Below are 12,121 nucleotides of genomic sequence, written 5' to 3' on the forward strand. Positions count from 1 at the left end.
GGGCAGCGGAAGTCAGTTTAGGCCCAGTACCAGGCTGCAGCGTGCCAGGATTCGGTCCGCGTGTTGGTATTGACCTCGAAGCCCTCGATACCGGCCTTGTGGCCGTAGACGTTCGTGTAGGCGAACAGCGGCAGGAAGGGCAGGTCGTGCCGGATGATCTCCTGAATGCGGAAATAGATCTCGCGGCGCTTTTCGGGGTCGAAAGTCCGGCTGCCTTCCACAAGCAGCGCGTCAACCTCGGGGTTGGAATACTGCGCGTTGTTCGACCCGCTGCCGCCCTTGGCCGCGATGGCATCGGTGTGGAAGCGATAGGTCACGTCCGGATCGCCGCCGACTAGATAGGTGATGCCGACCATAACCGAGTCGAATTGTGATTGACCCCAGAAATCGCCCCACATGACAGCGGGAGGCAGGTTCTCGATTGTCATCTCGGCACCGATTTCGGCGAAGGTCTGCTGCAGGAACTGCTGGGTCTGCTCGCGCAGGTGGTTACCGACCGTGGTCGAGTTCTTGAAGGACAGGCGCACCCCGTCCTTTTCGCGGATGCCGTCGGCACCCGGAACCCAGCCGGCCTCGTCCAGAATCTGGCGCGCGCGGTCGAGGTTGAACTCCTGCTTCGGCAGGTCCGGATTGTAGTAGTAGGATTGCGGCGGCATGAAGGTCTCGGCCGGGCTCGGCACGCCGTAATAGAGCGCGTCGATGATCGCCGGGCGATCCATCGCCAGGTACAGCGCCTCGCGCACGGCCTGTTCCTTGAACACCGGGAGTTCCTGGTTGAGATAGATCGATTCCACCGACCCTTTGGGCTCCGGCGTCACCACCCGATCCGGCAGGTTCTTGGCCTCTGCGTAATTGTCGGGCGTGATATAGGCCTGGCCGACCAGGTCGATATCGCCGCTCTTGAACTGGGCGTAGAGCACCGTCATGTCGGGGATGTATTTGAACACCAGCTGCTCGATATAGGGGCCTTCGCCGAAATAATCCGGGTTGGCCACCAGTTCGAGCCGGTCGCCGGCCAGACGCTGGCCCCATTTGAAGGCGCCGGTGCCGATGGGTGCCTGGTTGAAGGCGGCCTCGTTCGGGTCGGCCTCGGCCTCCAGGATGTGCTTGGGCACCATGAAGGTCTCGGTCAGGAAGGACATGTAGGGCGCGAAGGCCTCTTCCATGCGCCAGGTCAGTTCGGTCGGCGAGACCACGGTGATGTCGCGGACCAGATCATGGCCGGTGGTGCGCCAGGCGCGGAAATCGGGATTGACGATCAGTTCGAGCGTGAACTTGACGTCCTCGGCGGTGAAAGGCGTGCCATCGTGCCATGTCACGTCATCGCGCAGGCGGATGCGCCAGTTCAGCCCGTCTTCGGAAAGGCCGCCGTTCTCCACACTGGGGACCTCGGTCGCGAGGTTCGGTACGATGACACCATCCACATTGACACGGAACAGCGCGTCGAAAACCGAGAAGTTCACCCCGTCATCGACCTCGATATGCGGCATCAGCGGGTTGAACACGGTCGGTTCCTGCGACAGACCGACAACGATGCGGCCGGTTGGTGTTTCCGGCGGGGTCTGGGCAAAAGCGGGCCCGCCCAGAAGGTTGGGCGCGATCAGCCCCGCTGCTCCGCCCGCGGCCATCATCCGCAGCGCAGCGCGACGCGTATAGCTGGAGTTGGGTTTGTCTTGCTTGGTCATTGGTCGTCTCCCTTGGTTGGTTCTGATTTTGGTTTTAAATCTCGGCGGCCACCGGACGGTGCCCGGCGGGGCGTTCGCCCGGAATGGCGGCCACCAGTTCACGGGTGTAGGCAGATTGCGGATCGAGGAAGATCTGGCTCGGTGGGCCCTCCTCAACGATCTGCCCTTTCTGCATCACCGCAATGCGATCACAGATTTGGCTGGCTACGCGCAGATCGTGGGTGATGAAAACCATTGACACCCCGGTCTCGCGTTGGATCCGGTCCAGAAGCTCCAGAATTTGAGCCTGTATCGATACGTCGAGTGCCGAAACCGCTTCGTCGGCAATCAGCAGCTTTGGCTTGAACATCAGTGCCCGGGCAATTCCGATACGCTGGCGCTGGCCTCCCGAAAACTCATGCGGGTAGCGGTCGAACGCCCCGGCGTCGAGACCAACAAGGCCGAGAAGCGCACGTGCTTCTTCGCGCGCACTTGCAATATCCATTCCATGGGCCACTGGCCCGACGGTCAGGATCCGCCCAATCGTCATACGCGGGTTAAGCGAAGCGAAGGGGTCCTGAAAGATCATCTGAATTTTCTGACGCAGCGGCCGGAATTCCGCTTCATGAAGGGGCGCGATATCTGTGCCGTTGAACAGAATTTTTCCACCATCGGTTTCCATAAGCTTGACCAGCAACCGCCCTAGCGATGACTTGCCCGACCCGCTTTCGCCCACGATGCCGAGTGTTTGCCCAGGAGCCAGCTCAAAGGAGACATTCCTCACTGCGGGAACAATCCGTTGGGTGCGAAAGATCTTGCTGCCACTGCGATAGGTCTTTTCCAGGTTCTGGACCTTTAGAATCGGCTCGGCCTTATCTGTTTGCGATGCCGCGCGATCTTCGCCGGTCAGGTGCGGGACGGCGGCGATCAGCCGCTGTGTATAAGGATGTTCGGGAGTATGTAGAACCTTTTTTGCACTGCCATGCTCGACGACATGACCTTTTTCCATCACAACGACGCTGTCGGCAATTTCGGCAACGACGCCGAAATCATGGGTGATAAACATCACGCTCATACCCTTGCGGCGCTGGATATCGCGGATCAGTTTCAGAATTTGTGCCTGAGTGGTCACATCGAGCGCGGTGGTCGGTTCGTCGGCAATCAGGATCGTGGGCTCAAGCGCCAGTGCCATGGCGATCATCACCCGTTGCCGCTGCCCTCCCGATAGACGGAACGGGTATTGATGATACATCAGTTCCGGATCAGGCAGGCCGACTTCGGTCAGCAGTTCGATGGCTCTTTCGCGGCGCGACGTTGGGGTGCCGGCGCCGTGGGCTTGCATCGCCTCGTCGATTTGCTCGCCGACCGTCATAAGGGGGTTGAGGGCCGAAAGCGGATCCTGAAAGATCATTGACACTACCCGCCCGCGGAGGCTGCGCAGCGCCTCGGGGCCCATGCCAACGATGTCGCGTCCCTCAAGTTGGATCGACCCAGCGGTAACACCGATCACTTTTGGAAGTAGTCCCATAATCGTATTGGCGGTGACCGATTTTCCTGAACCTGATTCGCCGATAACGCACAAGATCTGACCACGACGTAAGTCAAAGGAGATATTTTCGACCGCATGGGCACGCTCCATGCCCTTTGGCAGGCTCACAGTCAGATCGCGCACTGAAAGCGCCACATCGGGCGTGTCTACCGTGTGGATGTTTGCGGTCATTGTAATTCCTCCCTTGTGCGCCGTTTCGGAAAACCGGAATCGCGCTATGTTTCGCTAATTTTGACCTGTGCCGGACAGAAGAGTCGTTCAAATCTGGTGTCCGCCCCGCACGATCATCTGCTGTCTCTAACCGTAAAGGCATTTTATTCTATTCCTGCCTCAATCTGCAGATCTGGCGGGTCGGCCTCTTGCGCCGATAGAATTCAAATGCCACGGTCGCTCGCCCTTCCTAGCTTGTCGCTCGCCCGTTGGACTGGCTTTGAGGGTGACTCGTTTACTGGCGTCCAGATCTCCAATCCAACTTCAGTCGACAAAACAATCGCCTGAATTTTGGCTAAAAGACCGCAGGATGTACTGCCGCCAGGCAAACTCCCTTGCATGGTGGTGCGCGCTGTCGCCTAGGATTGAGCAAAGACCGGAGGAATACGATGCCCGCACCGCTCATGCATATCAATTCGAGCCCCTCGCTGCCGCCCAAGGCCGATGTCGTCGTCATCGGCGGTGGAGTCGTGGGCGTTTTTACGGCCTACTACCTCGCGAGACGTGGGATAAAGGTGGCCTTGGTGGAGAAAGGGCGCGTCGCAGCCGAGCAATCCAGCCGCAACTGGGGCTGGTGCCGCCAGCAGAACCGCGATGCGCGCGAATTGCCGATGGCCACCAAGAGCCTTGCGCTCTGGGATGCGCTGGCCGGCGAGGTCGGTGCCGACGTCGGGTTCCGCCGCTGCGGGTTGCTGTATTTGTCGCAGGACGAAAGCGAGATCGCGGGCTGGGCGAAATGGCGTGACTTTGCCCGGACCGTGGGCGTGACCACCCATGTGCTGAGTGCCGCGGAAGCCAGCGAGCGGGGCCGGGCCACAGGGCGCCGGTGGAAAGGGGGCGTGTTTTCTCCCAGCGATGGGACAGCCGATCCCTCTGTCGCTGTGCCGCAGGTTGCAGCCGCGATCCTGAAACTCGGTGGCTTCGTGCATCAGAATTGCGCGGCGCGCGGGCTCGAGCTTTCGGCCGGCCGAGTGAGCGGAGTGGTAACAGAAGCGGGCACCATCCGCACTAAAACGGTGGTGATGGCCGGTGGTGCCTGGGCGTCATCTTTCTGCCACCAACTGGGTATCCGGTTCCCGCAGGCCTCGGTTCGGTCCTCCATCCTGGCCGTGTCACCGGGGGCCGAAGGGCTGCCCGAGGCACTGCATACGGCCGAGGTGTCGCTCACCCGCCGCCTGAATGGCGGCTACACGCTGGCGATCAGCGGGCGGGCCCGCGTTGATCCCTCGCCGCAACAGATCCGCTTCGGCCGCGAATTCCTGCCGATGTTCGCCCGCCGCTGGCGCTCGCTCGCACCCGGCGGCACGCAGGGATGGCGGCTGGGCCATGAAACGCTGAAGAAATGGGCGCTGGACGACATCACCCCGATGGAGCGCAACCGCATCCTCGACCCGAAACCTGATAGCGGACAGATCCGATTGACCTACAAGCGGGCCGGCACATTGCTGCCCGACCTGGCACGCTGCAAGATTTCGGACGCTTGGGCAGGTTACATAGACAGTACACCGGACGGCGTTCCGGCCATCGGCGAGGTCGAAAGCGTGCCGGGTTTCATCCTAGCTGCCGGATTCAGCGGGCACGGCTTTGGGATTGGCCCGGGTGCGGGTCATCTGATCGCCGACTTGGTGATTGGTGATGAACCCATTGTCGACCCGCGACCCTACGCCCCCGAACGGTTGAATCGCTCCGCATGGGGCAAAGTTGCGGATTTTTAAACAGGCAACGCGCGGGCCTGAATGCTTGCGCGGCCATGAATTCAGTGACGGATGATACCTGCGATAGTATTCATGGTTGGAACAACGACTGGGTGGCGGGCATGAAGCTTGACAAGATAGACATAAGAATTCTGTCAGAGTTGCAGAAGAACGGGCGTATCACCAATGTCGAACTGGCTGAATTGGTGCACTTGTCGCCGAGTCCCTGCCTGATGCGTGTTAAGAAACTTCAGGCCGAAGGCTATATCTCAGGTTACTCAGCGCAGATCAACATTGCAAAACTGGGCCGAAGCCTGACTGTCTTCACCGAGGTAACGTTGAAAAACCATCGGCAGATAGACTTTGCGCGGTTTGTTTCAACTGTGAAAAAGATTGATTCAGTGGTCGAATGCCACCTGGTGTCGGGGGGATACGATTACTTACTGAAATTCATGACGGCGGGAATCGCCGAATACCAGGCGATCATGGAACGTCTCATCGAGATGGAAATCGGGATCGACAAGTATTTCAGTTATGTCATCCTCAAATCGCCCATCGTGAAGGCGCATTTTCCTTTGGACTCGATTGTCGAAGAGGATTGAAGCCGGGGACCGACGCCACTGGCAGTCCCCGGGGGTTTCTTAGCCCTTGAGCGCGCGACGCACTTCCTTGTCTTCCAGCGTCTGATCCAACGTCAGCCTCGTGCGCTCGACAATGGCGTCAATTTCGGCCTCGGTGCAGCTGAGCGGTGGCGCATAGCCCAGGACGCCCTGATTGAAGGCGCGGATGATCAGCCCGTTCTGCCAGGCCCGGTCGAAAATGCGACGCCCGGCATCCGCTTCGACGGGAAGGGGGGTCTTGCGCGCCTTGTCGGTGACCAGTTCTATCGCCGCCAGCATGCCGCGCCCGCGCACATCGCCCACCAGCGGGTGATCGGCCAGCGCCTGCAGCCCTTCCATCAGCCTCGCACCTGCCTTGCAGCCATTCTCCAGCAGGCCGTTTTCGTAAAGATCGAGGCAGGCGAGTCCTACCGCGGCACTCACCGGATGGGCGGAATAGGTCTGGCCATGGCCCACCGGCGCGGCCCCGGCGCCGTCGGCGATGGCGTTGTAAACGCGGTCGGACAGGAACACCGCGCCCATCGGCACATAGCCCGAGGTCATGCCCTTGGCGACAGTGAGAAGGTCCGGAACGATCCCGTCCTCCGCGCAGGCAAACAGCGGCCCAGTGCGGCCAAAGCCGGTGATGACTTCATCGGCCACGAACAGGATGTCATGTTGCTTGCAGACCTCCTGCATCGCCTTCATCCAGCCTGCCGGCGGCACCAGCACGCCGCCCGAACCCTGGATCGGCTCGGCATAGAAGGCGGCGACACGTTCGGCGCCCAGTTCGGCGATCTTGGCGCGTAGCGCAGCCACCGAAGCGGCGATGATCGCCTCGCCGTCGCTGCCGACCGGATTGCGATACGCGTAATGCGATGGGATCTTGTGTTGCCAGTCATGCGGCGCGCCGAAGCCGGTATGGAAGATCGGCAGCGCCGTCAGCCCCGCCGAGGATACCAATGATCCGTGATACCCGTTCTCGACCGAGATGAATTGGTCCTTCTGCGGCTTGCCGATGGCGTGATGGTAGTAGCGGATGAAGCGGATGGTGCTGTCGACCGCATCGGATCCGCCGAGCGAGAAATAAACGTGGTTCAGATCCCCCGGCGCATGGTCCGCGAGCCGGGCCGCAAGGCGGATCGCGGGTTCCGAGCCCAGGCCGAAATAACCGGTCGCATAGGGCAGTTGCTGCAATTGCTTTGTGGCTGCGTCGATCAGACTTTGCTGGCCGTAACCGGCATTGACGCACCAGAGGCCCGCAAAGCCGTCGAGCAGTTCACGACCCTCGGCATCGGTGACGGTTGCCCCCCGAGCCGAGGAAAGTACCCGCACACCGGCCGCCTCATGACCGCGATAGGATGCCAGTGGATGCACAAGGTGCGCACGGTCGAGTTCGACAAGTGAATTGGCCAGCATTTCGGATTCCTTTTTTCTGCGGCCGGACCTAGCGGCCCATCATTTCAGTCTCGGCCCATCTTGGCGCCGGAGCGGCCGCAAATCCTGCCAATCATCCTCCCGTGAAAGAGGGTTCGCGCTGTCCTCGCAGGCTTTCGCAAAATCTTTTGCTGTATCTGGGTCGGAGCGGAGGCCGAATGGCAATTCCGATGTCGCGGATCGGAACAGGGTATGGATGCCGCGCGAGTAGACTACCGGGCGGGGCTGCGGCACATGAAACGAAGTCAGCTTAGCGCATGACCTGCGAGGCCATAGACCCACGGTGCATCCACACTCCGGTTGAGAAACCGGCGCCCCCTGGACATGGTTGTGACCTTTTCCGAGACCGGGAGGCCGCATTGCTGGATGAACTGCGCAAAGGGCCCGTCTTCTTCGCGCGTGTCGATCCGCGCGTGACGACCCTCCAGCGCCTGCAGGTGCCAGGCGGCGAGTTGAATTGCATCCTCGTCATTTCGGGCGACAATCGGACCGATCACCTGGCCCCGACCAAAATCATGGCGCATAGCATAGCCAACGATTTCGCCATTCCGTTTCAGGACGCAGGAGACCGAAACTTCGGCCAGGAGCGCAAGCAGGCGAGAGCGGTCGGTGCCGAAGGCAGGCCCGTCGATGGCGTATATCGTATCGATCTCGGCGGCTGGCATCTCGGCCAGATTGCCATCGACAGGGCCAAGGTCGGGCAGTTTCGTCACCGTTCCACGGTGCAGGAAGACCTCTGCTTCGGTCTGGAATTTGAGCGAAACGTATAGCGGAAAGGCGGCCTTCGTCGCATTCAGGCTCAGGTTACGGCCTTCGCATTGTTCCAACACCTGATCCATCAGCCAGCGACCGGCACCTTGTGCCTGGGCGCGGGGGGTCGTGATGACCAGCCCGACAGTTGCGAAATCCTCGCCATGCGGAAACCACATCGCGCTGCCGAAGACCCGGCCAATCCCGTCAACGGCCACGATGCCTTGCCCGGCGCGCCGCAGGAAGTCCCAATCCGCAGGCCGGTGCGGCCAACCGACACCGATCGACAGTGCATGCAGCAAATCAACGTCAACCTCGGAAATGTCCTGCGCGACCAGATCAAAGGACTTCACGCGAACAGACTTAGCCATGAAAACTCCTTCATCAATGAGCGGGGCGCCAAAGAATCCCCTGTGGCACACCGGATTTTCGCCGAAAGCCAATGTGATCACCTTCTGAAACATATTGAAACCAGGGAGCCAGCAGAATTTGCTGCATGTGGGCAAATCTTCCGAATCTTCTGCCAAACTTCAGCGCCATTCCGCAGCGAACTCTACCACGTCACGGCTATCCTGCCGATGATGCGTAGCCGCACAATTCGGGTGCCCAATGAAGTTATAGAGTTCTTGCTAACCTCAATATCAAGAGCGCTTTCATCGATCTGTGAACGATCCTCGCCCGAGTTAGATCGATTACGTCTGCCTTGAAGACGGCCCCAATCAGAAAGGAAACACTCATGAACGCGATCATGAAAATCGGCGGTTTCAACGATGCCGGACTGCTACGCCAGCAGGCCCTGATCGGCGGCGTCTGGAAGGATGCCGAGAGCGCCAAGACCGTCGATGTCATTGACCCTGCCAGCCAGGCGGTGCTTGGCACCGTTCCCGACATGGGTGGGGCGGAGACACGCGCCGCGATCGAGGCGGCGGAAGCCGCGTTCAAGGGCTGGAAGGCCCGCACCCATGCTGAGCGCGCCGAGGCGCTGGAACGCTGGCACGATCTGATGATCGACAACCTGGAGGATCTGGCCCTGCTCCTGACGCTGGAGCAGGGCAAGCCGCTGGCGGAATCGCGCGGCGAGATCCGTTATGGTGCCTCCTTCGTCAAATGGTTTGCGGAAGAAGCCCGCCGCATCGGCGGCGCCACTATCCCCTCGCCCACCGCTGACCGCCGCATCCTGGTGCTGAAGGAGGCCGTCGGCGTCTGCGCCATCATCACGCCCTGGAACTTCCCCAATGCGATGATCACCCGCAAGGTCGCCCCGGCGCTGGCCGCTGGCTGCACCGTAGTCATCAAACCGTCGGAATTCACACCCTTCTCAGCCCTGGCACTTGGCGTTCTGGCGGAACGCGCCGGCATCCCCGCCGGAGTGATCAATATCGTTACCGGCATGCCGACCGAGATTGGCAACGAACTGATGGCGAATGAGACCGTACGCAAGATCTCTTTCACCGGCTCGACCCGCGTCGGTGCGCTTCTGATGCGCGGCGCGGCTGACAGCATCAAGCGGTTGAGCCTAGAGCTCGGCGGCAATGCGCCCTTCATCGTGTTTGACGATGCCGATTTGGACATCGCCGTCGAGGGGGTCATCGCCTCGAAATTCCGCAATGGCGGCCAGACCTGCGTCTGTGCCAATCGGATCCTGGTGCATGCCGCCATCTACGATGCCTTCGCCGAAAAACTGGGCCGACGCGTGGCACAGCTGAAGGTTGGGCAAGGAACCGACAAAAGCACCGATATCGGCCCGATGATCAACGACGCCGCAATCGTCAAGATCGAAAGCCACATCGCCGACGCGCAGGCCAAGGGGGCCCGGATTGTTGCCCAGAGCGAGACCATGCCGGAAGGATGCCAATATGCCCGCCCGGTGGTGCTGACGGACGCAACAACCGATATGGTGCTGGCCTCCGAAGAGACTTTTGGCCCAGTCGCGCCGCTGTTCCGCTTCGAGACCGAGGACGAGGCACTGGCCATTGCCAACGGTACTCCCTTTGGACTTGCCGCCTATTTCTTCACAGAAAATCTCAAACGGTCATGGCGAGTGGCCGAGGCGCTGGAGTTCGGAATGATCGGGCTGAATACCGGCCTGATCTCGACCGAGGTCGCGCCGTTCGGCGGCGTCAAGCAATCGGGACTGGGCCGGGAAGGGTCTCAACTCGGGATCGAAGAATATCTCGAAACCAAGGCCCTGCATGTCGGCGGCCTGAGTTAGGAGCACTATCATGGCAGCGGTACCAAGACAAAGAGTCCTGGTTCTCGGTGGCGGCTTTGCGGGGATGTTTGCTGCACGCGAAATGCAGCGCAGATTCGGCAACCGCGCCGACATCGAGTTGATAAACGAAGTCAATTACTTCGTTTTTCAACCGCTTCTGCCCGAGGTTGCCGCTGGCGCAATTTCGACGCGCGATGCCGTGTCGCCCCTGCGTCAGCTGCTGCCCGGCGTGAAGGTACGGCAGGCGCGCATTTTCGATATCGACCAAAATCGGCAGGTCGTCACCATCTTTCAGGGCGTGCAGCGCCGCTTTACGGAAGTTACATATGACCATCTGGTGATCGCGCTTGGGCAAGCGGAGGATCTGTCCCGCTTTCCCGGGCTCAAGGCCCATGCCTTGACCATAAAGTCGCTCAGCGATGCGCACAGGCTGCGAAACCATGTGATCGACAAGCTCGAACACGCCGACATCACCGCCATTCCCGAGGTGAAGCGCGAGCTTCTGACCTTCACGGTGATCGGCGGCGGGTTCTCCGGTGTCGAAACCGCCGGAGAAATGCGCGATCTGATCACCAAGTCGTTGAAATACTATCCCCGGATCGAACCTTCCGAGGTCCGCATCCTGCTGATCGAATTTGCGGATCGGATCCTGTCTGAACTGTCGCCATCCCTGAGCGGTTACGCGCAGCAGTTCTTTGAACGCCAGGGGATCGAGGTCATGCTGGGTACGGGCGTGGCCGAAGCCACCGGAACGCAGATCCTGACCACCGGCGGTGAGGTGATCGGAACCCGGACGGTCGTTGCGACTATCGGCAACGGGCCTTCCGAACTCGTTCGCAGTATGGAACTGCCCATCGCCCATGGTCGCATCAGGACCGACCGCAAGATGCGGGTCCAAGGAACAGCGAACCTATGGGCGCTTGGCGATGCAGCGTTGATCCCGTTGCGGGTCGATCCAAGCGAGCGCCACCATTGGGCGCCGCCGACCGCACAATTTGCCGTGCGCGAGGCACGGAGGCTGGCGCAGAATATCGAGGCGGTCATAGAGGGCCGGAACCCAGCGGACTTCACCTACAAGTCAAAGGGCACGATGGCGTCACTCGGCGCGCATCGCGGAGTGGCCGAAGTGTTTGGTTTTCGGCTTTCGGGGCGCAAGGCGTGGCTCCTGTGGCGGCTCTATTATCTTTCCTTCGTTCCGGGCTTCACGACCAAGGTGCGAGTTGCAACGAACTGGGCTCTCGACGCGATTCTTGGCCGAAGTATCGTGCAGACAGCCGCCCAAACGGGATCCGCAACCCGGTACGTCCGCTATCGCAAGGGTGACCGCGTGTTTGAAGCCGGTAACCGGGCCGACGGATTCTACATCGTGATCGAGGGGAAGGTGGAGCTGACGATCCCTGGTATAGGGGAGAAGGAGAACGTGACCCGAACGATCGGCGCGAAGGGGCATTTCGGCGACCGCGTACTTTTGGGTGAGGGCCTGCGTACCGGAACCGTGCGGGCACTGGAAGACACCGTCGTTCTCGTCGTCGGGGCCGCGGACTTTCAACGGATCGTCGCGGCGCTGCCCGTCCTTGAAGAGTATTTCGGGACCTACATCGCATCAGCCTACGGAACTGCGAAAAACCTTGATCTCGCCGCCGTCGGCGGCACCACGGTCGGCAGGTTGTCATGATCCTGGCGCATGATCCCGCGCGGCTACGCGCCGTCCTTACCATTCTGTTTCACACCGCCTCCCCGGCGGTCACGATTCGTCACGGCGACGGGTCCGCCCCTGCCGGGAACCCGACAGCAGGAATTTTCGTCCATGACCAAAAATAGAATCGAAGAGGACTCGCTCGGGCCCAGGCAGATCCCGCGCGAGGCTCTGTGGGGCGTTCACACCGCCCGGGCACTGGAGAATTTTCCGATCACCGGCGTGCCGCTGGCGTCTTTCCCGGAGCTGGTCCGGGTCCGTTGCATTAACCGTCGAGATGTCAGAGATATCGTTGCCCCAAGCTGAGGAG

The 12,121-nt window shown here is 60.7% G+C and carries 9 protein-coding genes; 5 read left to right on the top strand and 4 right to left on the bottom strand.

Going from position 1 to position 12,121, the window contains the following annotated elements:
- Nucleotides 1-17: 17 nt before the first annotated feature.
- Together GKC28_RS19650 and GKC28_RS19655 are read right to left on the bottom strand one after the other, a co-directional pair.
- Nucleotides 18-1,685, bottom strand: coding sequence for a peptide ABC transporter substrate-binding protein (locus GKC28_RS19650; RefSeq protein WP_174148699.1), 1,668 nt, complete (start codon nt 1,683-1,685; stop codon nt 18-20).
- Between the two features lie 34 nt (nt 1,686-1,719).
- Nucleotides 1,720-3,384: an ABC transporter ATP-binding protein gene (locus tag GKC28_RS19655; RefSeq protein WP_174148700.1), complete on the bottom strand. Its 1,665-nt coding sequence runs from the start codon at nt 3,382-3,384 to the stop codon at nt 1,720-1,722.
- A 428-nt stretch (nt 3,385-3,812) separates the two neighbouring features.
- Here GKC28_RS19655 and GKC28_RS19660 point away from each other — a divergent pair, with 428 nt between their 5' ends.
- Both GKC28_RS19660 and GKC28_RS19665 read left to right on the top strand, forming a co-directional pair.
- Nucleotides 3,813-5,138 carry an FAD-binding oxidoreductase gene (locus GKC28_RS19660; RefSeq protein WP_174148701.1) on the top strand — a complete coding sequence of 442 codons (1,326 nt, stop codon included), beginning with the start codon at nt 3,813-3,815 and terminating at the stop codon, nt 5,136-5,138.
- Between the two features lie 92 nt (nt 5,139-5,230).
- A complete protein-coding gene (locus GKC28_RS19665) occupies nt 5,231-5,719 on the top strand; it encodes an Lrp/AsnC family transcriptional regulator (protein ID WP_368041151.1) in 489 nt (162 codons plus the stop codon).
- Between the two features lie 39 nt (nt 5,720-5,758).
- Here the strand turns inward: GKC28_RS19665 and GKC28_RS19670 are convergent, their stop codons facing one another.
- The gene (locus tag GKC28_RS19670) at nt 5,759-7,135 is read right to left on the bottom strand and encodes an aspartate aminotransferase family protein (RefSeq protein ID WP_174148703.1); all 1,377 of its coding nucleotides are present in this window, start codon (nt 7,133-7,135) and stop codon (nt 5,759-5,761) included.
- 263 nt (nt 7,136-7,398) lie between these two features.
- Entirely contained in the window at nt 7,399-8,430 is a 1,032-nt protein-coding gene (locus GKC28_RS19675; RefSeq protein ID WP_217434154.1) for a GNAT family N-acetyltransferase, read from the bottom strand.
- Nucleotides 8,431-8,639: 209 nt separating this feature from the next.
- Between GKC28_RS19675 and GKC28_RS19680 the strand changes: the two genes are divergently transcribed.
- The 3 genes from GKC28_RS19680 to GKC28_RS19690 all read left to right on the top strand — a co-directional run bounded on the left by GKC28_RS19680 (nt 8,640) and on the right by GKC28_RS19690 (nt 12,117).
- Nucleotides 8,640-10,115 (top strand): NAD-dependent succinate-semialdehyde dehydrogenase, encoded by a 1,476-nt coding sequence (locus GKC28_RS19680; RefSeq protein WP_254604322.1) that lies wholly within the window; start codon nt 8,640-8,642, stop codon nt 10,113-10,115.
- Between the two features lie 10 nt (nt 10,116-10,125).
- Nucleotides 10,126-11,790, top strand: coding sequence for an FAD-dependent oxidoreductase (locus tag GKC28_RS19685; RefSeq protein ID WP_174148704.1), 1,665 nt, complete (start codon nt 10,126-10,128; stop codon nt 11,788-11,790).
- Nucleotides 11,791-11,922: 132 nt separating this feature from the next.
- Entirely contained in the window at nt 11,923-12,117 is a 195-nt protein-coding gene (locus tag GKC28_RS19690) for a hypothetical protein (protein WP_174148705.1), read from the top strand.
- Nucleotides 12,118-12,121 lie beyond the last annotated feature (4 nt).

It is taken from the genome of Leisingera sp. ANG59 (assembly GCF_013317235.1).
Classification (GTDB): domain Bacteria; phylum Pseudomonadota; class Alphaproteobacteria; order Rhodobacterales; family Rhodobacteraceae; genus Leisingera.

What these genes read in the sequence shown, in the direction of transcription:
- GKC28_RS19650 (WP_174148699.1), bottom strand. Translation starts at nt 1,685, where the DNA reads ATGACCAAGCAAGACAAACCCAACTCCAGCTATACGCGTCGCGCTGCG.
- GKC28_RS19655 (WP_174148700.1), bottom strand. Translation starts at nt 3,384, where the DNA reads ATGACCGCAAACATCCACACGGTAGACACGCCCGATGTGGCGCTTTCA.
- GKC28_RS19660 (WP_174148701.1), top strand. Translation starts at nt 3,813, where the DNA reads ATGCCCGCACCGCTCATGCATATCAATTCGAGCCCCTCGCTGCCGCCC.
- GKC28_RS19670 (WP_174148703.1), bottom strand. Translation starts at nt 7,135, where the DNA reads ATGCTGGCCAATTCACTTGTCGAACTCGACCGTGCGCACCTTGTGCAT.
- GKC28_RS19680 (WP_254604322.1), top strand. Translation starts at nt 8,640, where the DNA reads ATGAACGCGATCATGAAAATCGGCGGTTTCAACGATGCCGGACTGCTA.
- GKC28_RS19685 (WP_174148704.1), top strand. Translation starts at nt 10,126, where the DNA reads ATGGCAGCGGTACCAAGACAAAGAGTCCTGGTTCTCGGTGGCGGCTTT.
- GKC28_RS19690 (WP_174148705.1), top strand. Translation starts at nt 11,923, where the DNA reads ATGACCAAAAATAGAATCGAAGAGGACTCGCTCGGGCCCAGGCAGATC.